The sequence below is a fragment of the Geomonas sp. RF6 genome (assembly GCF_021044625.1).
Classification (GTDB): Bacteria; Desulfobacterota; Desulfuromonadia; order Geobacterales; family Geobacteraceae; genus RF6.
The window spans coordinates 770,218-793,635 of the sequence record NZ_CP087999.1; the positions used below are offsets into that span (position 1 = coordinate 770,218).

At 56.2% G+C, this 23,418-nt stretch carries 18 protein-coding genes, 1 pseudogene and 1 riboswitch; of the genes and pseudogenes, 6 read left to right on the forward strand and 13 right to left on the reverse strand.

The window, feature by feature from the left end; genetic code table 11:
• Positions 1-71: 71 nt before the first annotated feature.
• Entirely contained in the window at positions 72-2,399 is a 2,328-nt protein-coding gene (gene ptsP / locus LPW11_RS03330) for a phosphoenolpyruvate--protein phosphotransferase (RefSeq protein ID WP_230996713.1), read from the forward strand.
• 18 nt (positions 2,400-2,417) lie between these two features.
• Here the strand turns inward: ptsP and LPW11_RS03335 are convergent, their stop codons facing one another.
• From LPW11_RS03335 to LPW11_RS03350, 4 genes are all read right to left on the reverse strand, one after another.
• Positions 2,418-2,663, reverse strand: coding sequence for a YtxH domain-containing protein (locus tag LPW11_RS03335; RefSeq protein ID WP_230996714.1), 246 nt, complete (start codon positions 2,661-2,663; stop codon positions 2,418-2,420).
• Between the two features lie 150 nt (positions 2,664-2,813).
• Complete coding sequence (locus tag LPW11_RS03340; protein WP_230996715.1) at positions 2,814-5,654, reverse strand: EAL domain-containing protein; 2,841 nt, start codon at positions 5,652-5,654, stop codon at positions 2,814-2,816.
• A gap of 542 nt (positions 5,655-6,196) precedes the next feature.
• The gene (locus LPW11_RS03345) at positions 6,197-6,715 is read right to left on the reverse strand and encodes a ferritin (RefSeq protein ID WP_230996716.1); all 519 of its coding nucleotides are present in this window, start codon (positions 6,713-6,715) and stop codon (positions 6,197-6,199) included.
• A gap of 111 nt (positions 6,716-6,826) precedes the next feature.
• Positions 6,827-7,618 (reverse strand): slipin family protein, encoded by a 792-nt coding sequence (locus tag LPW11_RS03350; protein WP_230996717.1) that lies wholly within the window; start codon positions 7,616-7,618, stop codon positions 6,827-6,829.
• A 137-nt stretch (positions 7,619-7,755) separates the two neighbouring features.
• Here LPW11_RS03350 and LPW11_RS03355 point away from each other — a divergent pair, with 137 nt between their 5' ends.
• The 3 genes from LPW11_RS03355 to LPW11_RS03365 all read left to right on the forward strand — a co-directional run bounded on the left by LPW11_RS03355 (position 7,756) and on the right by LPW11_RS03365 (position 13,597).
• Positions 7,756-9,132, forward strand: coding sequence for a sigma-54-dependent transcriptional regulator (locus LPW11_RS03355; RefSeq protein ID WP_230996718.1), 1,377 nt, complete (start codon positions 7,756-7,758; stop codon positions 9,130-9,132).
• A gap of 385 nt (positions 9,133-9,517) precedes the next feature.
• A complete protein-coding gene (locus LPW11_RS03360; RefSeq protein WP_230996719.1) occupies positions 9,518-12,526 on the forward strand; it encodes a restriction endonuclease in 3,009 nt (1,002 codons plus the stop codon).
• 231 nt (positions 12,527-12,757) lie between these two features.
• Complete coding sequence (locus LPW11_RS03365) at positions 12,758-13,597, forward strand: DUF5684 domain-containing protein (RefSeq protein ID WP_230996720.1); 840 nt, start codon at positions 12,758-12,760, stop codon at positions 13,595-13,597.
• 147 nt (positions 13,598-13,744) lie between these two features.
• Here the strand turns inward: LPW11_RS03365 and LPW11_RS03370 are convergent, their stop codons facing one another.
• The 6 genes and pseudogenes from LPW11_RS03370 to LPW11_RS03390 form a co-directional block, all read right to left on the reverse strand.
• The gene (locus LPW11_RS03370) at positions 13,745-14,716 is read right to left on the reverse strand and encodes a quinone oxidoreductase family protein (protein WP_230996721.1); all 972 of its coding nucleotides are present in this window, start codon (positions 14,714-14,716) and stop codon (positions 13,745-13,747) included.
• Positions 14,717-15,080: 364 nt separating this feature from the next.
• Positions 15,081-15,920, reverse strand: coding sequence for an alpha/beta fold hydrolase (locus tag LPW11_RS03375; protein WP_230996722.1), 840 nt, complete (start codon positions 15,918-15,920; stop codon positions 15,081-15,083).
• 427 nt (positions 15,921-16,347) lie between these two features.
• A complete protein-coding gene (locus LPW11_RS03380; RefSeq protein ID WP_230996723.1) occupies positions 16,348-16,545 on the reverse strand; it encodes a hypothetical protein in 198 nt (65 codons plus the stop codon).
• 3 nt (positions 16,546-16,548) lie between these two features.
• Positions 16,549-16,818: a hypothetical protein gene (locus LPW11_RS03385; protein WP_230996724.1), complete on the reverse strand. Its 270-nt coding sequence runs from the start codon at positions 16,816-16,818 to the stop codon at positions 16,549-16,551.
• A 109-nt stretch (positions 16,819-16,927) separates the two neighbouring features.
• Positions 16,928-17,176: pseudogene (locus tag LPW11_RS22465) on the reverse strand (carboxymuconolactone decarboxylase family protein); the annotation flags it as partial.
• 396 nt (positions 17,177-17,572) lie between these two features.
• Positions 17,573-18,166, reverse strand: coding sequence for an outer membrane beta-barrel protein (locus tag LPW11_RS03390; protein ID WP_230996725.1), 594 nt, complete (start codon positions 18,164-18,166; stop codon positions 17,573-17,575).
• A 129-nt stretch (positions 18,167-18,295) separates the two neighbouring features.
• Positions 18,296-18,372: riboswitch (cyclic di-GMP riboswitch) on the reverse strand.
• A gap of 362 nt (positions 18,373-18,734) precedes the next feature.
• Between LPW11_RS03390 and LPW11_RS03395 the strand changes: the two genes are divergently transcribed.
• Both LPW11_RS03395 and LPW11_RS03400 read left to right on the forward strand, forming a co-directional pair.
• Entirely contained in the window at positions 18,735-19,427 is a 693-nt protein-coding gene (locus LPW11_RS03395) for a hypothetical protein (protein WP_230996726.1), read from the forward strand.
• Positions 19,428-19,660: 233 nt separating this feature from the next.
• Entirely contained in the window at positions 19,661-20,068 is a 408-nt protein-coding gene (locus tag LPW11_RS03400; RefSeq protein ID WP_230996727.1) for a PilZ domain-containing protein, read from the forward strand.
• A 32-nt stretch (positions 20,069-20,100) separates the two neighbouring features.
• On the opposite strand, the gene LPW11_RS03405 is transcribed toward LPW11_RS03400, so the two are convergent.
• The 3 genes from LPW11_RS03405 to LPW11_RS03415 all read right to left on the reverse strand — a co-directional run bounded on the left by LPW11_RS03405 (position 20,101) and on the right by LPW11_RS03415 (position 23,194).
• Entirely contained in the window at positions 20,101-20,739 is a 639-nt protein-coding gene (locus LPW11_RS03405) for a response regulator transcription factor (RefSeq protein WP_230996728.1), read from the reverse strand.
• Positions 20,729-22,465 (reverse strand): sensor histidine kinase, encoded by a 1,737-nt coding sequence (locus tag LPW11_RS03410; RefSeq protein WP_230996729.1) that lies wholly within the window; start codon positions 22,463-22,465, stop codon positions 20,729-20,731. Before LPW11_RS03410 ends, LPW11_RS03405 begins: the two co-directional genes overlap by 11 nt.
• A 288-nt stretch (positions 22,466-22,753) precedes the next feature.
• The gene (locus LPW11_RS03415) at positions 22,754-23,194 is read right to left on the reverse strand and encodes a hypothetical protein (protein WP_230996730.1); all 441 of its coding nucleotides are present in this window, start codon (positions 23,192-23,194) and stop codon (positions 22,754-22,756) included.
• Positions 23,195-23,418 lie beyond the last annotated feature (224 nt).

Sequence of the window (23,418 nt, forward strand, 5' to 3'; positions counted from 1 at the left end):
TCCCAATAAATTGTTTCACATTCGGCAGAGCTTCACTATACTGTGGAAAATTCAGGGAGCGAGGTGGGGAAATGGGACAAGACGGCGGGGAAACGCTGGGGCTGCGGACGATAGAGGACATAAGCGCCCTCATCCTTCACTCCCACGACCTGCAGGAGACGCTGGACAACATCGTCACCCTGGTGGCGAAACGGCTGCGCTCCGACGTCTGCTCCATCTACCTCCTCGACGAGGACGGCGAGACCCTCCGGCTCCACGCCACCCGCGGCCTCTCCCGCGGCGCCCGCGGCATCACCATGAAGATCTCCGAGGGTCTCACGGGGCTTGCCATCGAGCAGCGCGGGGTCGTCGCCATCGACAACGCCCCGCTGCACCCCCGCTACAAATATTTCCCCGAGGCAAAAGAGGAGAAAGTCCTCTCCTTCCTCGGCGTCCCCCTCTTCGACAGAAAGGCGGCGGTGGGGGTGCTCGTCGTCCAGACGAAGGAGGCGCGCACCTTCAGCAAGGAAGAGATCAGCGCCGCCAGCACCATCGCTTGGCAGATCTCGTCTGTCGTTGTGAACGCAAAGCTCCTCGACTCGGTGCGCAAGAAGGAGGAGGAGCGCGCCTTCTTCGCCTCCGAACTCGCCCGCCTGAAGCTCCCCGAAGGCGCGGGGCACGTTGACGGAAAGACCTTCCAGACGGTCCTGAAGGGGCACGCCATCTCCCCCGGCTTTTGCTGCGGGAAGATCACGGTGGTAAACCGCGGCGCGGACGAGGTCCCGGTGCTGGAGCGGGTGCGCCCGAAAGGGGAGGAGCTGAAGCGCTTCCAGCTCGCCCTCGAGAAGGCGCGGGTACAGACGATCTACATGGAGCGGCGCATGGCGGAGATACTCTCCAAGGAGGACGCCGCCATCTTCCACAGCCACCTCATGATCCTGGAGGACCGCGGCTTCATCGGGAAGGTGACCTCTCTCATAGAGGAGGAGTACGGCGCCCTGCGCGCGGTCTCGGAGGTCGTCGCCCAGTACGTCGCCGCCTTCTCGAGGATGGAGGACCCGTACCTGAAGGAGCGCAGCGCCGACATGGAAGACATCGGCAGGCGCATCACCGACGCCCTGAACGGGCACGAAAAGAAGCAGGACAAGCTGAAGGAGAACCGGGTCCTCGTGGCAGCGGAGCTTTTCCCCTCCGACCTCGCCATCATGGACCACCGGAAGATCCTCGGCATCGTCACCGAGCGCGGGAACCTGAACTCCCACGCGGCCATCATGGCCCGCTCCCTCGGCATCCCCACCGTCTTCGGAGTGGAGGGGATCATGAAGGGGGTCGGGGCGCGCAGCGAGCTCATCGTGGACGGCACCTCCGGGTGCGTGTATATAAACCCAGAGCAGAGGATCCGGGTGGAGTACGACCGTCTGCAGCGTGAGTTCAGCCAGAAGCAGCGCGCCCTCGAGGGAATGCGCGACCTGCCTGCAGAGACGACCGACGGCTGCCGGGTGGCGCTGTACGCCAACATCGGCCTTCTGAACGACATCCCCGTCGCCCGCGCCAACGGCGCGGAAGGGGTGGGGCTCTACCGCACCGAGTTCCCCTTCATGACCCGGAAGGCCTTCCCGGGGCGCCAGGAACAGTACCTCATCTACCGGAAGATCCTGGAAGGGTTCCCGGAGCTGCCGGTCTCCATACGCACCCTGGACATCGGCGGGGACAAGGAGCTCAGCTACTTTCCGCAGCCGCGGGAGGAAAACCCCTTCATGGGGTGGCGCTCCATCAGGGTATCGCTCGACCGGGAGGACATCTTCCGCGAGCAGCTCGCCGGGATACTCCTTGCTTCCCCCTACGGGAAGTGCCGGGTCATGTTCCCGCTGGTGAGCGCCTGGGACGAGGTGCAGAGCATCAAGAGGATAATGAAGGAGGTGCAGGAGGAGCTGGCGGCGCAGGGGAAGGCATTTGACGGGGGGTTGCAGATAGGGATCATGATCGAGCTCCCCGCCGCGGTGCAGATCGTGGAGCTCCTGGCAAAGGAGGTCGACTACTTCTCCATCGGCACGAACGACCTCATCCAGTACACGCTCGCCTGCGACCGGAACAACGTGCGGATGAAGCGCTGGTACGACCCGTACCACCCCGCGGTGCTCCACTCCATAAAGCGAGTTTCGGATGCCGCGTCGGCCGCGGGAAAAGAGGTGACGGTGTGCGGGGAGATGGCGTGCGAGCCGGTGAACGCACTCCTCCTTCTCGGGCTCGGCATCAGGGCCTTGAGCCTCTCCGCCCCCTCCATCCCGCAGGTGAAGGAGGCGATCCGCCGCATAAGTTATGAGGAGGCACGGGACATTGCCGACCGGGTGCTGGCGATGCCGAGCGGGCCGGCGATAAGGAAATTCCTTGAGGAGGTGCAACGCGAGAAGGGGCTGTAGCCCCCTCCCCGCTATCAGCTAGATCCAGGCGTCGCCGCCGTCGTAGTCCAGGGAGTCGCCGTTGGCGGTCCCCTTCACCTTGTAGCTTGCTCCCGCCACACAAAGCTTCAGCTTCTCGATCGCCCCATCGGTCGCTTCCCCCAGTTTTTCCCGCACTTCCTTCCCGCTTTTCGGTGTGAACAGGAGCGCAGCCCCCGCGGCTACCGCGGCCCCGGCTAAAAAGGCGACCAGCGCCGCCGTCTCGGTTTGCTTCTTTTTAGACATGCTCGACTCCTTCCCTTCCCTAGAGGATAAACCGGTGGTCTACAGCTGACGTAATTCTTACCATATTCCGTGGGGTAAGAAAACCCCGAAGTTTGCATAAAGGGGCGCGCCGTGCGGTTTCGGGAGGGGTGTCGATCTCTTTCGGGGGAATCAGTGGTAGGTGGCGAGCTTTTCGAACTCTGAGGAGGGGAGCGGCTCGCTGATGAGGAAACCCTGCACTTCGTCGCAGCCGTTCTTGCTGACCAGAAGAAGCTGCTCTTCCGATTCCACCCCTTCGGCGGTGACGAGCATCTTCAGGTCGTGGGACATGGAGATCAACGCGTTTACCACCGCGAGGTCGAAGGGGTCGCTCAGGATCCCCCGGATGAAGCTCTTGTCGATGCGCAGGCTGCGGATCGGGAGCTGCTTGATCCACTGCAGCGACGAGGAGCCGCTGCCGAAGTCGTCAAGGGAGACATTCACCCCCATCTGGGCGAGCCCCCTCAGGTGCTGCATGGAAAAGTCGATGTCCTCCATTATCGTCCCCTCCGAGACCTCCACCCCGAAGTAGCGCGGATCGAGCCCGGTCTCCTTCAGGACCCGCCCCATCATCTCCAGGAGGTTCGGCTGGGAGAACTGCTTCTTGGAGAGGTTCACGGTGAGGACGATGTTGAGCCCCAGCTCCTGCCACTTCTTCATCTGCTCGCAGGCGCTGCGGATCACCCACTCGCCGATCGGGACGATCATCCCGGTCTCCTCCGCGACCGTCAGGAACTGGGAGGGGAGGAGCACCCCCTCGTGCGGGTGGCACCAGCGCAGTAGGACCTCGGCGCCGACCAGCGCCCTCGTCTGCGCGCTCACCTGCGGCTGGAAAACGAGCTGCATCTCGCCGCGCTCCACCGCCTGGCGCAGCAGCCCCTCCATAGCCTGGCGCTTGATGGTGCGGGTATTGAGCTCCTCGTTGAAGAACTGGCAGGCGTTCCCCGGCTTTTCCTTCGCGTGGTACATGGCGCTGTCCGCCTTCCTCATGAGCTCGTCGAGCTCGCCGCCGTCATCCGGGTACATGCTCACCCCGATGCTCGTGGTGACGTGCAGCTCCTTGTCAGCCAGGAGGAAGGGAGCCTCGAAGACCCCGAGGATCTTCCGCACCACGATCCCCACGTCGTCGGTCTGGGTGAGGTCCGGCATGAGGACGTTGAACTCGTCCCCGCCGATGCGGGCCACCGTGTCGGAGACGCGGATGCACCCCCTGATGCGGCGCGCCACCTCCCTCAGGAGCTCGTCCCCCACCGCGTGCCCGAGGGTGTCGTTCACGTGCTTGAAACGGTCGAGATCGAGGAAGAGGAGCGCGAGGCTCTTGCCATTGCGCCGCGCCTGCGCGAGCTCCAGGGCGAGGAAGTCCATGAAGAGCTGGCGGTTCGGGAGCTCGGTGAGAGCGTCGTGGTACGCCTGGTACTTTATGGTCTGCTCGAGCTCGCTTTGCCTCGTCACGTCGCGCACGACCGCGGAGGCGCCGACTATTTCCCCCCCTTCCACCATCGGGCTCACCGTCAGGGAGACGTTGAGCGACCTCCCCTCCTTGTGCTGCGCCAGGGAATCGAACTGCGAGACCCTCTCCCCCTGGAAGACCTGCCCGAAGAGGGCGATGAGCTCCTCCCGCCGCTCCGGATGCGCGAGCATCGCAGCATCGCGGCCGACCGCCTCCTCGATGCTGTAGCCGAAGGTCTTCTGCGCCCCCGCGTTCCAGCTCCGGATCATACCGTCCCGGTCCATCCCGAAGATCGCATCGTCCGATGCCTCCACGATGGCGGCGAGTCGGCTGCGCTCCTCCTCCATCCGGCGGCGCTCCGTGATGTCGTTGAAGAGGGTGAGGAGAAACTCCTTGCCGTTGATCTCTATCACTTCCGCCGAGAGGGTGGCCTCCACGAACCGCCCGCTGCTGCTGCGCAGCCGCACCTCGCAGTCGCGCAACTGCCCCGAATCCTTCACCTGCTGCTGCAGCCGGGTAAAGTCGGAGGCGGCGGCCCAGATGCCGAGCTCCAGGACGGAGCGGCCGATGACCTCCTCGCGGTCGTATTCGAGCGTGCGCAGGAAGGTCTCGTTCACCTCCACGTAGGCGGAATCGTTCATGGTGCTGATGGCGATAAGGGCCGGGGTGGCCTGGAAGATCTTCGCGAAGCGCTCCTCGGAAGCGCGCAAGGCGTCCTGCGCCCCGCGAAACTCGGTGACGTCGTGACAGACGAAGATGAGGGAGATCGGTGTGCCGGAAGGATCGTAGACGGTCTCCCCCTGACCGTGCACGATCCGCAGCGAGCCGTCGGGGCGCACTATGCGGAAGGCGATGAGTGCGGAGCGTCCCTCCTGCCGCGCAGAGCTGAGGACCCGCTCCACGCTCTCCCGGTCCTCCGGGAGGACACGCTCGAGAAAGGTCCCAGGCTCCGCCGGCGGCTGGCGCGGCTCCAGGCCGCAGATGCGGTATAGCTCGTCGGACCAGCTTATCTCGCCGCGCTGGAGGTCCTCCTCCCAGCTGCCAAGGTGCGTGAGGCGCTGCGCCTCGGAGAGCTGCTCCTCGCTCCTGCGGATCCGCTCCTCCTGCTCCCGCACCAGCCTCTTCAGGAGAATCTGTTCGAAGATCTTATCGGTGACGGCGAAGAGCTGGTCGTAATTTATAGGTTTTAGAACATAGTGGTAGATGCCGATTTCGATGGCGTTCAGGAGGTAGGGTGTGTCGGTGTGTGCGGTGACTGCGACGATGATCGTCTCGGGTGCGATGGCCTTCATCTCCCTCGCCATCTTGATCCCGTCCATCACCGGCATATTGATGTCGGTCATGACCACTTCCGGCCGTTTCTGCCGGAAAATCTCCATTCCTTCGGCGCCGTTTTCCGCGCTGTCGACCTCCAGGTTCGGGTAGTTCATGGCGAACATGTTACAAACCAGCCTCCGGGCTTCCCCTTCATCTTCCACGTAAAGGAGTTTCATGCCGCGGATGTCGTATTGCAACGGTTCCATTCCCACCTCGCTCGCCGGGCTGGTGCAGCTGCCGGGAAAAGGTGTGTCGCCCTCGGAATCCCTCCGGACCGGACACATTAATACATTCCAACCTCCTTGAATCTAACATAGGAGGCGGAGCTTGCAACAGGCAGACCCGAAAAGAGCCTCGAATTTTCGGGCACTTTCGCAGCTGATGCCGGCGTCTGGGCCGGAGAAAGGGCGAATTGGCGGAGCGTGTAAGGAAAAGGATGACGGAGGCGGGAGGAGATTATTTATGTCCGGATGAGGAAGGCGACCCTCCCGGGAGGGCCGCCTTTACGTTCATCCGTGAATGCCAAGGAAGCCGTAGTATGTTTCAACGAACTGCCGCACGAGACATCCGGTAGAGGAATTCCTGGAAACGTGGGATTGATGTGCCCTACAGGGAGTAACCGACGCCCTTACGTTCCCCCCTTTGCGAAGGGGGGACAGGGGGGATTTGCCTTTACTGGCACATCCCGGAGAGCAAGAGGGGGGATCCGTCAGCGCGCTCACTTACCACCCCTTGCGGCGGACACCCTTTACGGCGTCCCCCCCGCCGGCGGCGGTGTAAAGACCCTCGCGCCGAGCTCTGCGTCGAGCATGAGGAGCCCCTGCCCGTTGTCACCGATGAGCTTCAGCTTCCCGATGATGTCGCGATCATTCTCCTCTTCCTCCACCTGCTCGGTGACGAACCACTGCAGGAAGATGTGGCTCGCGTGGTCCTTCTCCCGGAGCGCCAGGTCGATGAGGTCGTTGATGGAGGAGGTGATGAACTGCTCGTGCTTCAGCGTCTGCTCGAACATGTCGAGCGCGGTACTGAACTCCGTAGGCGGTCCCGCGATCGGGGCGAGCTCCACGTGCTCGCCGCGGCTGTTTATGTAGTTGTAAAACTTCATGGCGTGCACCGTCTCTTCCTGGTACTGCACCATGAACCAGTTGGCGAAGCCTTTCAGGCCGAGAGAGCCTGCATAGGAACTCATGGAGAGATAGAGATACGCTGAGTACAGCTCGTTGTTGAGCTGTCTGTTCAATGCCTGCTGCATGGTGTTGCTGATCATACGATGCCCCCTTCATTACATGGTGGGTGCCTGCTCTCAAATGAGCTGTTGCACTGATTATACATTCAACTGATAGTGAAAAGGGAGCGCTATTTGCTGCTACCTCGCCAGCTATGACACAATTTTATCCTTCTCTGTCTGCTTCCTTTCATGCGTATCCATAAACATCTTTATCAGGTCGATGGGAACCGGGAAAATGGTGGTGGAATTCTTTTCCGCTGCGATCTCCGTAAGTGTCTGCAGGTAGCGAAGCTGCAGCGACATCGGCTCCGCAGTCATGACCTGCGCCGCCTGGGCGAGCTTCTCCGATGCCTGCAACTCCCCTTCCGCGTGGATGACCTTCGCGCGCCGCTCGCGCTCCGCCTCCGCCTGCCGCGCGATCGCCCGCTGCATCTCCTGCGGCAGGTCTATATTTTTCACCTCCACGATTGTCACCTTCACCCCCCACGGCTCGGTCTGACGGTCGAGGATCTCCTGCAGCTCGCGGTTGATCTTCTCGCGGTTGGCCAGGAGCTCGTCCAGGTCGACCTGCCCCAGCACGCTGCGCAGCGTCGTCTGGGAGAGCTGGCTCGTGGCGTAGAGATAGTTCTCCACCTCCACGACCGCGCGCACCGCGTCGACCACGCGGAAATAGATGACGGCGGAAACCTTCACGGTGACGTTGTCGTGGGTGATCACGTCCTGCGGTGGGACATCCATCGCCACGACCCTCAGCGACACCCGCACGAGGCGATCGATCCCGGGGATGATGATGACGAGCCCCGGGCCCCGCACCTTCTTCACCCGGCCGAGGCGAAAGAGGACCCCCCTCTCGTATTCAGCGAGGATGCGGATGGCATTCGCCCCCACGGCGACGAGGACGACGAGAACCAGCAGAAAGGGGAAAGCTCCGAGAACGTCCATTTGCGCCTCCTTCCAATGAGAAACCGGCCGCGTATGATGACGCGAAAGTATAATCCATGCGGCTTCGCTGTCAATTGCCGCCTTGCAAAACGGGGCTGTACGTGCTATCAAGAAATCTCTAACATGGAAGGGTCCCAATGAAGCAGACACGGATACTACTGATAGAAGACGAAGAAGGAAGCCGTGAGGCGCTCCTCGCCCTCCTGAAAGGGAGCGGGTTCTCGATCAAGGGGTGCGGCAGCGGCGAAGAAGCGCTGAAGTGCCTGAAGGAAGAGCGCTTCGACATCGTGATCAGCGACCTTTTCCTCCCCGACAAGAGCGGCCTCGAGATCCTCACCACCGTGAAGGCCGATTCCCCCGCCACCGAAGTTATCCTCATCACAGGGCACGCGTCCGCCGAGACCGCCGTGAAGGCGATGAAGGAAGGCGCCTTCGACTACATCACGAAGCCCCTGAACATAGACGAGCTGCGCATCATCATCGACAAGGCGGTCGAGAAGAACGTGATGTTCCTGGAGAACGTCTACCTGAAGGAGCAGCTCAGGGAGCGGTACGAGTTCGACAACATCATCGGGCACTCCCAGCCGATGCAGCAGCTCTTCTCCCGCATGAAGAAGATCATAAAGACCGACTCCACCGTCCTCATCCTCGGCGAGTCGGGGACCGGAAAAGAGCTGGTGGCAAAGGCGATCCACTTCAACGGCCCGCGCAAGGACCGCCCCTTTATCGCGGTGAACTGCTCCGCCATTCCGGAAAACCTCCTGGAGAGCGAGCTCTTTGGCCACACCAAGGGGTCCTTCACAGGCGCCATCAGGGAGAAGGTCGGGAAATTCGAGGCAGCGAACCAGGGGACGATATTTCTGGACGAGATAGGGACGCTCCCCATGCACCTGCAGACGAAACTGTTGCGGGTACTGCAGGAGCAGGAAGTAGAGCGCGTAGGCTCGAACCGCCAGATAAAGCTCGACGTGCGCGTCGTCTCCGCCACCAACGTGAACCTGGAGGACGAGGTAAAGCGGGGGAATTTCCGCGAGGACCTCTTCTACCGGCTGAACGTGATACCGCTTTTGATCCCCCCCCTGCGCGAGCGGACAGAAGACATCCTCCCCCTCACGAGGCACTTCCTGCAGAAGAACTGCCAGTCGATGCAGCGCCCCCTCATGCATCTCGAAAAGGAGGCGCTGGAGGCGCTGGAATTTTACCCGTGGTACGGCAACGTGCGCGAGCTGGAAAACATCGTCGAGCGCATCGTCGCCCTCACCGAAGGCGACGTCATCACCTTGAAGGACCTCCCCTCCAACATCGTAAAGATCTACACCGAGCGCGACGCCTCCCCCACCAGTGTGACCCCGAGCGGCATCGATATGGTAAAGACGATCAACGACATCGAAAGAAAAATGATCGCCGAAGCCCTGCAACTAGCCCACGGCGTAAAAGCCCGCGCCGCTGCAATGCTGAACCTGAACAGGACCACCCTGGTGGAAAAGATGCGCAGATTGGGGATGCCGCTGTAGCGTTGCAGCTGTCCGGAGACAATAAAGTCGCTACATCAACAATAAAGTCCTTACATAGGCAATAAAGTCGTTACCAGTCTAATTAAAGACTCAACCTGCCAGCCAATACCGGATCTGCCCCTTCCCAGTAACACGCAAATTATGGGCGTCTCCCTCGCCGTTCCCAAATCTGGAGTGCCGATGATCCCCGCCATATCGTGATGAAGAAAAGCTTCCAGTACACCAGACGCGGTAAAGGCAGGCAGGGGTGGATATGGAGGGAAGCTTGACTTCCGAGCCATCATTACTCAACGACGTCACATCATCCTCCCGGCTCCCTGTGCAATGCTTAGTGGTCATTGACGAAACAATCTAATTTATTATTACATCAGCAGGAGATCTATTTATGATAAATATCACCCAGAATGAAATCGACAATGATATTAACAGAATCGCATCATCCAACAAGGTAAAGACATATACATTAGAAAGAGATTATCCATATTCTTTGTTATCAGACGAAGACTTTGAAATCCTGATCTATCTTTCTCTTAGGGGATCACAAGTAAAATCTATATGTGGTGTAGAATATGACACATGCACCCTTATGCGAGGAAGCGGTGACAAAGGACGAGATATTATCATATCGAAAGATGGAAAAGCAGTGGGTGTCATTCAATGCAAAAAATATAAGACTAATATAGATAAAACTACTTTTTTAAAAGAGATAATTAAATTTTGTTTGCATGTTGCCCATAAAAGTATAGAAATTTCATCCACAAGTTTTACCTATGTGCTAGCCGCCGCTCATGGACTAACAAAACCGACACTTGATTTGATGGACGCCTTCAATACTGCCGTATTCAATGAGGATATCGATGGGGTGGCACAGCAGTTGATAGCAGAATATGCATCCTTTACAAAAGACTTTAAATCGCTCAAGGATGATTTGTACAGTGTTTTAAAATCGATAAAAATAGATAAAATGATTCCGATTGACATTACTGCGCTTGTACAAGGAAATGCTGAAGTAATTTCGTTGTTCTTTGATACAAAGGCAGTGATTGACTCAAAGGTTTTTGAATCAATACTTGCAGGTAAAAATTTGAATGTTTCAGGTTTTATGGAAAACTACAGAGATGCAACCATTAACAATTACTCCAAGATCAATTTTTTCGGATTGTCCATAGTCAATAAACCGAGAGAGGTACCTCTAGATCGACTATTTGTGCGACCGAGATTCAAAGTGAAGTCCACGTCGCGAAACATCTATCTGGTAGAGGAATTCGATACTTCATTGCACAGAAGGTATTTCTACGAAGTGCTTCACAAATATTTCGCGTTTCGTTCACCGGTAGCAACAGCTGTTAAAGAAGATGACTCAATACCTCTGCGAGGATTATTTAGAAATACCAATAACTTCGTCGTTCTTGGAATACCAGGTGCTGGAAAGTCATCATTTTCTAAATTTCTCCTGTGTAAATTATTAATGCGAGATAAAGAAGCGTTTGATAACGCCTCTATTTTTAACCGTATACCTTTTAGGATAGAACTTAGCAAATATCAGAAGCAGAAATCTTCTCATTCATACGGAATACTTTCATACCTCTCTCATTTTCTAGATAGCAGTTGCCAAATCAACTACGTTAGCGGTTCCGCTCTACATCATCTATTTGAGACATACGAAACAATCTTTGTTTTTGATGGATTAGATGAGGTCCTAAGCGTTAAAGATAGGCTAGAGGTAAGAAACGACATAGCCAACTTTTTAAAAATGTATCCATTATGCCAAGGCGTTATCACTAGTCGCTTTGAATCGTACCAGGAAGTAAACTTCAAAGATTATAATTTTGATGTAGTTGAGTTGCTTCACTTTGACTCTGGTCAAATTTCTGAGTATGTCTCGAACTGGTACGATCTAGAAGAACCAGATCCAACTGTTAAGCAGAAAGAGATTGAGGGATGCCTTGATAAGTTGGCAGGAGTTGAAGATGAATTAAAGACCAACCCATTGTTGCTAACTTTAATACTGCTTGTGTACCGAAACTCGCTCGAAATACCGGCCTCAAAACTGGATATCTATGAGAGCTGTACCAACACACTCGTTCAGGTACGGGATGAGAAAGAAAAGAGTCTTGACATTAAACTAAAAGTGGCGAATAAGCTTTCAGCCTTCTCATCTATTGCGTACTGGCAATATACGGAGAAAGACAGCAAGAAAGCTATTACCTATGACAGCGTCCTCCAACACATGACAAGGTATATTAAGCACGTATGCGAAATCGAAGACGACTTTTCTGCAAAAGAGGCAGCCACAGAGTTTTTAGAATTCGCTCAAAATAGGTCTATTTACGTTGAGAATTCTTTTACTCACAAAACTTTTCTTGAATATTTCGTCGCATACTTCCTCTACACAAACTTTCACCAAAAGGGAAAGGCTGCTGATAGAGACTCGGTCATTGCTGACCACATAGCCGATTCCGCGTGGGCAAACATCCTCGAAGTTTTAATCTGCAAGATAGACAAAGAGCAGTTCGACTATGAGGTGATTGATTCGATAGTCACTGCTCAAATTTCAAGAAATAAGATAGCGTCAGTACAGTTTTTTTCCAAGATAATAAAATATTTGAGTAATATCAGCAAAAAGTCAACCGCGATGCTGTTAACAATTGCTGTCGACACCGTTGTCAACTTTAAAAATGCTCATGGCACACAGCGCCCCTTACCTAGCATAGTAAATATCAACACAAATATTATTAGTTTGTTAGGAATTCAGCGATTCAGGGAGGTCTTTGAAGGGATCATTGATGAAGCTAACAAGGACGGCGAAGCTGGATCAGAAACCTATGTAAACATGCGGCTGTATATAATGGAAAATACTCTTGATTCAAAGTTAGGCTTTGAGAATATTGTGCCTTTTGATAATGAGGAAGGTCTGCAGGATCCCTATTTTTATCTTCTTCGGAACGTGGAAAAAGTTTCAACCTTTGACGAGGAGTACTGGGCTGCGTTTGACGACTGCAAGGCTACATTCGGAAAGGAAGCTATGCTGGTGACGTATTACTCTAGGTATGGCTACAATATTTTTAACAACAAGCCATCTTTTAACTGGACCTTGGCGCCTTTGTTTGAAACGGAAGAGAAAGTAGAATTCATCAATAACTTAGGGAAAATCAGGGGGAAAGGTATCAGCACTAGTGACATAAGAAAAGCAATTACTGGTGGAGGATACCAGCCCGTAATAAATAACCCTAACACGCTGCTGGAATGGTATTCCGAGGTTCGTCTTCCTCATATCAAGCAGATTCTTGAAGCAGCTTTACATTTCTTTTATAAGTTAGACGTTCCAAACAGTAAAGGCAAAAACATACCATATCATAAGCTGATGAGTCGGCAGAAACCTTGGGAAAGATAGGCTGCGAGGGGAAGATTGAGGGGTCGGGAAGATTGAGGGGTCGCGTCTGTAAATTCTACAGAATCTATAACCGCAGCAGGAAGAAATGTAAAAGTACAGACGCGACCCAGTACTACCCGCGACCCGGTACTACCCGGTACTACCTGTCGTATGTATAATTTTTATGGCGTGTCCCCGGAATAACTCCCTAGGGACCGCCCCCCCTTCTCACGGCGTTAAGGAGAGATGACAGTGCATTTTCTCAGAGGAACAGTTCTTGTTGGTGTTTGGCTTCTGCTGGTGGGCATCTGCTCCGGCAAGGAAGTGTACTTTAAGGACGGCAGCACCGTTGAATGTGAATCGTTCTGGAGAAGTGAAAGCACCGTCTTTGTCAAGGTTAACCGGGATATACTCCTCCGCTTTGAGCGGAGTGAGATCGATATAAAGCGTACCTTCGGGAAAATTCCTACGAAGAAGAGCGGAGCAGTCGCCCCTGTCGGGCAGGTACGCCGCCCGCAGTCACTGCAAAGGCCTGCAGCTACTCCGATGCCGGCGCAGGGGGCCTCTGCCGCTGCACGTGCGGCCAAACCGGCGGCTCCGGCCGCTGCTCCCTCTCTCCCCCTACCGACGGAAGGTGCTCAGTCCCTCCCTGCACGACCGACACCTGCTCCCTCTACCGCTTCGGAACTGAATGCCCCGCAAGATGCCAGCCCCCCCCCGCAACCGCGCCCCGCCGGGAACGTCCTCCCTGCCGGTCTGCAACCGGGGGCCGCGACGCTGTTGATATTTGTAGGGTGCATAGTTCTAGCCGTCGCCTCAATGTGGCGGATCTTTGAAAAGGCGGGGCAGTCAGGAGTGAGCAGCCTGATACCGATCTACAACCTTTTCATCTTTATGGAAATTTCCGGAAAGCCGTGGTGGTGGCTCATATTACTATTCATCCCTGTGGTTGGCGTGATCATCGGAATTGTCGCTAACGTCTCGCTGGCGAGTAAATTCCGTAAGGGTCCTGCGTTCGGCCTCGGACTCGCCTTTTTGCCGATGTTATTTCTCCCGCTATTGGCCTTTAGCAGTGCCGAATACGAACCGTAGCGAACGACGGACGTAACGTAATGGAGCGTCCTGGGGTCGCGGCTTGAATTATGAAATTTACGCCCCGGAGCCAATTCTTCACTAATCAAGCCGCGACCCCTGCGTACTTGGCTGCAAGGAGTCTGCTCCCTCGCTCTTCGCCCGTTGTCACCTGACAAAGACCACCTTGCCGCTGGTCTTGCCAAGCCACATCGACCGAAAGCCTTCTTCCGCCTGCTCCATGGGCAGGATCTGGCCGATCTCCGGCTTGATGCCACTTGCAGCCATCAACTTCATCATGTTCTTCATATCCTGCAGCGTGCCCATGATTGACCCGCACACAGTGATCTGGTCCAGCAGCACCGGAATGATGTGCAGTGGGACTTCAAATCCCGTGGTGCCACCCGTTACCACGATCGTTCCGCCACGCGCAACCGAAGCGAAGGTGTGCTCCCATGACGCCGGGCCCACGTTGTCCACCACCGCCTGAACTTTTCTCGGCAGCCGCTCGTTGGAGTCGAAGGAGCGACTGGCACCGATCCTTTCGGCGAGTTCGCGCCCTTCGGCCGTGCGGCTGGTGACCCACACCTCAAATCCTGCCGCGCGGCCGAGTTGAATGAGCGCGGTCGACATTCCCCCCGATGCCCCCTGCACCAGAAGCGTCTCACCCGGTCGCAGTCCAGACTTGGTGAAAAGGGCCCGATAGGCGGTCAGCCAGGCGGTGCCGAGCACCGAGGCGTCCAGCAGGGAGAGCCCCTCGGGCACCGGAACTGCATTGCGCTTCGGCACTGCGAGGTAGTCCGCAAAGGTGCCCGGGACAAACTCGCTAACTATATGCCAGTGCGGGTCGAGCGTCTCGTCATCTCGCCAGTCGTCGCTCCCCAGGACCGGATAGATGACAACGGGCGCACCATCATCGAGCAACCCGGCACCGTCGCTGCCCAGGATAATCGGAAAGGTTAGCCCTTGCGGATGAGCCGTGACGCCTTGCAGGGTGAAGATGTCGTGCCTGTTCAGGCTTGCGTGGGTGACCTTTACCCGCACCCAGCCCTCAGGAACGTGAGGCTCCGGGCGCTCTCCCATTCTCAGAGCCGCGAGCGGATTTTCGCTATCGCCATGGTCGGCATAGACCGCAAACATAGTTGAACCTCCTCCTGTTAAAGGAACCACAAGCGAGTTTCGCAAAGGGGAACGCGCTCCACATCCATTCCTGCATTATACCGGCTATCGGTGCAGCCCCCTCAAAAAGGTTTCAACATGATCGATTCAGAGGATCAGGGGGAAGCGTCCCAAGGGGTCGGTCTAGCCCCGAGTGGCATCCAGGACGTCAAGCGCGACGCCCCTGCGTTTATGCGTTTCTGCCCCGTAATGGACCCAGCGTTAATCTCCGTCCCCCCATCTCCCAGCAAGTGGGGGATGTCCTGGGGGTCGCGGCTTGAATTATGAAATTTACGCCCCAAAGCCAATTCTTCCTAATCAAGCCGCGGCCCTTGAGTTTGCTCTTTCACTTCGGGATACGTTCAAGAAATGTCATCATCTCTGTCAGCACCTGGGACTGGCCTTCGTCCTGCATATGCAGGAGATGCCCCACGCCCTTGATCTGGGCGAAACTTGCGTTGCTGCAATTCTCTTTAAGCCATGAAATTTCCTGATCGGTCATGACCGCACCCAACTTTGTATCCCCCCGCATGAACAACATAGGACATTTAATGTTCGCAATCAGCTCTTTGTACTCATAACCTTTCGCAAAACGGTCAAAATCGTATAGCAATACATCGAAATAGGTAGGATCCAGCTGCCAGAGGCATCTGGCAAAATACAGCGTCCATTGACTGGTAACGGGATATTCCCTGAATTTGTCTGCCAAAGCCAACGCCAGATCCTGTTCCGTCTGCGCCAATCTCTTTAGCTCCAGCCACAAATGAAACATCTCCCGGCAGGAATCGATGACCCCCTTGTAGTTCACCAGGGTCAGCACAATATCCTCCAGAATGAGCGCCTTCACTTTTTCCGGGCAACGGGCTGCCACCATGAGGGAGACGACCCCGCCGATGGAATGCCCCACGAGTACCGCCGGCGCCTTCAAATGCCGGACAAACGCTGAGGTATCCTCGGTAAAATCCTCCAGCCGATACTGTCCCGGTACCCATTCCGATTTGCCATTTCCGCGTGCATCCAGTGCATAGGGATGCCATCTCTCGGCCAAGGGAGGAATGAGCGATAGGTATTCCTCCCAGGACCAGGCGCCCCCGTGCAACATGACCATTGGCTCGCTGGATGAATTGCCATAATCGAGGAAATTTATTTTCGCCTTTTCGGTGTCAAAGAACTTTTCTCGTGACATCTTCCACCTCCGCTTCTTTACTCCTGGCTTTGACGTCGTCGCCCTCTTACCTCTGAAGGCTTTGTGAAGGCGTCAACCTCCTTCGTCGAAAAAGAAGAGGCTGCCTTTCCGACTTGAACAGAAAAGCAGCCTGCCAGTTACCGGCAACCACCTGAACGTGATTGTAGTTCGGGGCAATCACCGCGTTGCGCCCTTATTCAGGAGTCCAAAAAGGTCCCGCCCTGCCCAGCCTTTTCAACGAAGCGAACAGTTCTGCGGCGTATTCATTCATTCTGGAGAGATAATCCGGCTGCAGACGATTCCTGAACAGAGGACCACCGAAGACAGTCGCCCAGTCGCACAAGGGCATAATGGATTCGGCCGACGCAGGATCGTACAAGGACCAGCTTTGCACATGCTCTTCCGACCGGAAGAGATTCATGCGGCTTCAAGCCCCTCCCCATGTCACTTCTCCGGTCAATGCCTTCGCAAAGGGATAGTTCATGTGTCCCACCGTCGATTTTTGATCGACTTCAAGCTCCTCGTCACGCATGCGAATGCTGATTGGTTCCCCACAATCGAGGCAACGGGTGTCGACGCGAATTTCTGTACCTGGGTAAAGCCAGCGCACGGCCAGCACTTCCATGCCTCATTGGCCGTACCACTTTTGCTCCCCCTTGATCGTCACCAGGTAATTGGTCGGTACGTTGGAGAAAGGGGCCCAAGACTCAACAGTGTCCGTGTCTTTGACAAACCAGCAGCCTATGGCGGACTCGGCAGCCTTGTGCTGTACCTGCCTGGCTTCTTCAACTGATATCCCGAGTGCTCCCGCAAGCTCCGTGTAGTGCGGTGCGCGCCCGGTGTTGATAAAGTGCTCCACTACAGCAGTGTAGGCTCGTTGGACTAAGGTATCTTCCATACCATCTCCTCCCCCTCCTTGTTGTCTGCAGATCGCGAAAGCATGACCGCCGTCCTGTGCATCTTTAGCGCTCTCATTGTGTCTTCGCGGAGGCCGTCACCGGATCACCTCACGACTTGTCGTAGAACTTCATAGCGAGCGTGCCGTGTGCCGCTGCGCCGCCGGCGCGGAGTGCGGCCGCCAGGAGTACCGCTTCGGCGACTTCCTCCCTGCTTGCTCCCGCACGCCTGGCATTTCGCGTGTGTATCTCGATGCAGTAAACGCACTGGGTAGTGTGGGCAACGGCAACTGCAATGAGTTCCCGATATTTCCGCGGAATCTTGCCGTCCTCGCGCCCGGTAATCCGGTCCAGGTTTGCCCACGCCTTGAAGCTTCTGGCGCAAGCTGTGACATTTCGTTGAGCAACTTCAGATCGTTTTCATCATGGTAATGTTCGGACCTGTCCGACCTCCTCCGCCTTACATTAAAATTTTATCACACACAAAGCGCCAGAGTGAAAGCGCGGTGGAGTCTATGGCGAGGAGCGACAATGAAGAACGGCGTAAGATGAAGGAGGGGCTGCTGGAGATTGCGGGAGGGGGGTGGGATTAAGACTAAGGCACACCTACCGCAAAGGCGCAAAGAGCGCAAAGAAGTGCCCGCAAAGGGAAAACCGGACAGGAGCACTGCAGTGCTTCGCAGAGAATGGAAAAGGGGACAAGCTACCAAGTAGCCTGCCCCCTTTTTTGCGCTCCTCTTCCCTTCCCGACTCTGGTCACTTAATGAAGTAGCGGATCCCCACCGTTCCTGAGAACCCCGAGCCGTCGAAGTTCCCTACATGGTCGCCGAAGCGGTCCTTGATGTCGGCCTCCCCGGTCAGCACCCCTCTCAACTCAGCATTGAGCGCAAGGTTGGGGTGCAGGAAATAGTCGACGCCGCCGGAGAGGTGCATGCCGACGGTGGTGTCGACGTCCTGTCGGGAGCCGTCGTACGGGTCGTAATCGGCAACGAGGATGTCGACTCCGGCGCCGAGGTACGGCACCAGCGGGTTGCGTGGCATGGCGAGGCGGTACTGACCGCCGAGGGATAGATCGGTAACGCCGAAGTCGCCGGTCTCGGAGCCGAACGAGGCGTGGGTTCCTTCAAGCACCAGTGCGAGGCGGTCGTCAATGCCGTAGATCGCCCCGCCCCCGCCGATGAAGCCGCTGTCGGTCCTGTTGGGGAAAAAATCTGACTCGTTCTCCGCCGGCACGATAAAGCCGAGCTTGCCGGTGAGTCCGAACCTGCCCTTTATGCTCTCCGCGCCGGCGGTCCCGGCCGCGAGTGAAATGACTGCTGCGAGGCATGCGACGATTATCCTCTTCTTCATGCGGAATCCTCCTTTTTCTTTCATTGCAGGTGAACATCGTGCGATTGGGCTGGACGGTTATGTTGCTGTCTGCATCGGAATCCCCCCTTCGGGCACAAAAAAAGCCGGGCCCCAAATATCATGCGATATTTCGGCGACCCGGCTGTCTCGGTGAGACCCTGTAGGCTTTCCGTCCCATCCTCACGGATGGTTTAGTATTGTCGTCTATCGTGCTGCTATGGTGCTGCTTACTAGGAGCCTTAAATAGCCCAGCATGGCCGGCAAGTCAAGGAAGAAAAAGTCGCTCCTCCGGTTCGGGACAGCACAAATGTTCGACCAGAGGGCCGGCAAGTGATGGGGGATCTTCTGCGATCGGGGCCAGGATTGCGTACCACTAAGGTAGTAGTTACGTGCTCCTTGTGGGAGTACGCAAAGCAGGCCGGAGTAGTATTTACACCGCAAGGTGATTCTTATACTGTCTACTACACTGAACCGAGTCCTTTGCGGGTCAGCCATAAGAGTCAGTAGCGACAGCTACTTCACAAATGTGCCAGGGTGAGTTCTGGAACAAATCAGGGAGGGAGAACAAATGAGAAAGCGTATTTTTGCAGCAATGGCGTTGATAGCAGGTTGTGCGGTTGCTTCAACTGCTTCGGCAGACGTAACGGGGGACTTCAAAGTAACCGGGTACAGCTACGCCAACGACGTCGCCTCCGTTAGCGGTACTGTCAACCACGGTGCGATCCAGAGCAAGAAGACCGTCAACGTCGATGTAACCTACGAGTATTCCTTCGTGGCGGAAAAAACTGAGACCATTCCGGGCGAAACCACCACTGTTACGATTTTTACGCCGGGAAAATGCACAACGACAACTTATGCCACCGCAGACAACACTACGAAAAACGCGTGCTGGGACAATAATGGCAAGCCCAAGGCAATAAAAGGTGAGATCTGGACTGGCTCCTATGAGACTTCTACTACCACGACTGAGCCCAGGACCGTTACCTACAAGTTCAACGGGTCGCAGGGAATGACGGCCATTACCGAACCTACCATCGAAAAAGGTCGCCTCAATCCGAAGGGCAAGATCACCGGGTACAACTGGACCGGAACCGAGTCCATCGTCCCGAATGCCGACCTTGTTGATCCCGCCCTCATTCCGGCAGGTTATACTGTTGTGTCTGTCACGGTCAACGAGATAACCTACAAGGCTTACCTGACCGACAGCACTGGCGCAGAGATTGCCGACACTGTCATGACCGGCACCATCCCGGTACAGTAAACCGCGACTCAACCAAAAAGTCCCCGCCATCCGGCGGGGACTTTTTTGCTTAACCAGCAGACCTCCCGCCATCACTCTTCACAATACCAAAACCCGCCGCGGGACATAATGTTTCCCCCTCAAACTGATCACCTCAATGGTACTGATCCTCGTTTTGAGAGGCATCCGACAGGCTGTCGCAGGCGCATTCTTTCGCTCCCTCAGCAAACGCGAGGGAGATGCGGAGGGTAGAGATGAACGTGCCACACCAACATCCGCGGGGCAGGGAAGAGAGAAGAAAGTTTCCGAGGTTCTGTGCATCCGAGGGCGCGACAGCCGCCTTCACGGCCCCTCACGACGACAGCCACTACACATTCCTGGGACGAATAGTGGACATTAGTCAGGGTGGTCTGGCATTTGAATACGAGGGGAGAGCGAACGACTTGAAGCTGGGGATTCTGGACATCCTGGGGCTAGCGAGCCCCTACCTGCTCTTGCATGATGTGCCTTTCAATCTGGTCTACCACCGGAAAGTCGACAGCGGAGACAGCGCCCCTGCAATGACGCGCCGGTGCGCTCTGACATTCGGGCAGTTCTCTCACGAGCAAGCACAGACCTTCAGAGAGGTTATGGCAGAATATGCCATGCTCCCTGCCAACTGAGGGATGAATGGGAAACTCCGCATGGTTTGAGCTCACAGCAACTGTTTTTCGTGAGCGTACCGCACCAGGGCGGAGCGGCTGGTAAGGCCCAGCTTGCCGAAGATGTTGTACAGATGTTTTTTCACCGTCGCCTCGGAAATGAAGAGTTTTGCGGCAATCTCGCAGTTTCGCATCGCCTGCGCCACCATGAGAACGATATCGATCTCACGGCTCGTCAACACCTGCTGCACCTCCTTAGCCCCTTTTTCACGCTGCAGCATCTTTTCCACCGCGTTATGGAAAGAGTGCCGCTCCACCCACTCCCCTCCCGCATGCACCGTGCGCAGGCACTGGATAAGGAAACGGGATGCCATCTCCTTGAGAATGATCCCCTTCGTCCCCAGCTTCATGACCTCAACAACGGTGTCGGCACACATCTCCGCAGTGAAAACCACCACCCTGGTCTGCGCCCCCAGACTGGGCAACTCCCGCAAAACTGCCAGCCCGTCCTTTACGGCCATGCGAATATCGAGGATCAGAATGTCTGGCCCGTGCTTTTGCACGGCATCGAGAGCCTCTTCGCCATTTCTGCACAACGCGACCACCTCGAACCCCTCCTCCCCATTCAAGAGGGTCTGCACCCCGCTCAGGACAATAGGGTGGTCGTCGGCTACCACTACTCTAATGGACATGCTGTGAACCTCCTCGCTGGTTCAACGGAATGGTGATATCGAGGCAAGCCCCACGGATGGTTGAGTCAAGGGACAAAGTACCATTAACGCCGGAGACCCTTTCCCTGATGGATGAAGGCCCGAGCTGGAGTCTGCACAGGTCAGCGTGATCGTAACGCCCCTGGTAGGGAAACCCTGCTCCGTCATCCGATATGGAAATCTGCACCAGACCGTCCTTTACCTCGATACCGACCGTTACCTTGCTAGCATCGGCGTGCTTGGCGCAGTTGATCAGCGATTCGCGCACGATGAAATAAAGCTGCTGCCCGAGAACCGGGGAAACCGTGCCGCCGAGACTGTCAGGCAAGTTCAGTTCGACCTGCAGCCGCCAGAATTCGCGAATGTACAGTGCCATGTCGCGCAACTGGTCGGCAAGGTCGTCATCAAGTGTGCGAGAAGTAATCATTCCCGGCCTGAACTCCTGGATAAGGCAGCGCATGTCCCGCTGCTCGAAGGTGAGCAGCTTCAGGATATCGCGGAGTTCCTGGTGACCCGGCGAGGCTTCGGGAAGATGATGGTCGAGTGCCTGCACCTTCAGGGTGATCCCCGCAAGGGATTGAAGCAGGCCATCGTGCAGGTCGCGGGCCAGGCGGATGCGCTCCTCGATAATCGCGCTGTTGTGGAGTTCCTCGACCAGGTAATGCCGATTGAGAAGTATCCCTATTCTGTGCGACACGATTCTCCCCATCAGCAAGTCGTCGGAGGTCATCCTCTTCTTGTCGAACAGGAAGAGTCGCCCTTGCACATGCTTGCCCTGGAGGCAGAGGGAGATGGCGGAGCGTATGGCGTACCGTGAGATCAGCTCAGGATCAATGACGGGTGCATCGTAGCAGTAAGCCGGGCCTTCAGGTGAGTCCCACAGTGCGCCCGATCCGTGAAGGTCTGCGTTGTGGCAAAGAAAGTTGCTCCCCGACAGGCTCTGTGTGACCATCTCCCCGAAAAGATCGGGAGCTTCACGGGTCACCTCATACGAGGCCCCGGTGAAATATGCCACGTTTCGCCATGGGTCCTCGGAATTCTCCCAAATGGCGAGCCCTCGGGAAGCCCCTGTCAGAGTGCAGGCATGCTCGAGGAGAGCCTGCATGAGAGCCCCGACGTCAAGATCGTCATCTACTTTGGGGAGCTTGGACAGATTGGCAATCTCGCCGATCAGGGTTTCCTGATAGGTCCCAAGGTAGCCAAGCAGCATCGCTATAACGGTGAGATAGGCTCCGCGGATGATGAACCTGTTGTACTCGAAGCCGGGGTCGTGGAGGATGTGGCTGCCGTACACTCCGAGGCACAGGAAGGACACGAGGAATAGCCCCGTGGTATAGATAGCTCCCCTCCAGTGCCAGCGCAGGGTGGCACACAACATGGAGAAGGTTACATAGACGAAGAAGGGGCTGGTGGCGCCTTCAGTAAAGAACATGAAGACAAGGAAAGCCACCACATCAAAAGCATGGGTAGCAACCGGCAGCCACTTTATCGGTCGCGATGCAGGCCACACAACAAGAGCAACGATAAGTGAGTAGACGACATATGCCACCATCAGGCCATAAGCGACGTTGGCATAGCGGCTTGGTTCGGAAGGATCTATCCATATGGCTAGCAGCGAAAAGAAAGCAAAAACGGTTCGCGAGCCCGCAATCAAAAGCTCAAGGCGGCTCTGCGGGAAGTACCTGCGGTCTATCTTCGGAAAAACCATGATGTTCCTACTTCAACATTGACACTATCTAAGGCTTTAACACGTCTAGCTAGTGCGAGCCAACCAATAAGAACCTTCCACTCTCATAGATAGCTCCGCTACTTTAACAGATGAAGCAGCTTCTTGCAGGCCAATATTGACAATTACAACCAATGAGTGATGTCAAATTACTATAAAGGATACAGCACGTCAACGATTAAGGATGATCATGGTCTGATCCACTTGTCCTGCCATCGTCGCCCTTGCTGCGAGAAGAATATTCTTTATGAAACGACCGCTCTTGACACCTTATCGGCTTCTACCTCCCTTCGCATTAGAGCTCGTGGTCACGAAGCTCGCGGTCGCGTACACGAAGCTCGCGGTCACGTACACGAAGCTCGCGGTCACGTACACGAAGCTCGCGGTCACGTGCACGAAGCTCGCGGTCGTGTGCACCAAGCTCGTGGTCGCGTGCACGAAGCTCGCGGTCGCGTGCACGAAGCTCGCGGTCGCGTACACGTAGCTCGTGGTCGCGTGCACGTAGCTCGTGGTCGCGTACACGAAGCTCGCGGTCGCGTACACGAAGCTCGTGGTCGCGTACACGAAGCTCGCGGTCGCGTACACGTAGCTCGCGGTCGCGTACACGAAGCTCGTGGTCGCGTACACGAAGCTCGCGGTCGCGTACACGAAGCTCGCGGTCGCGTACACGAAGCTCGCGGTCGCGTACACGTAGCTCGCGGTCGCGTACACGAAGCTCGCGGTCGCTTACACGTAGCTCGTTGTCGCGTGCACGAAGCTCGTGGTCGCGGGTGCGAGGCTCGCGCTCCAAGTATCGACGCTCCCGGTCGAGGTCCGAAGGGTCCGAAGGGTTGATCACTGACATCTTCATGTGGAGGGCGTCATGACGGGCGCAGTGAAAAAGGAGCCCCACCGCTTACTCCAGGTGGGGCTGACGGTTCTTGTCGACTATTACC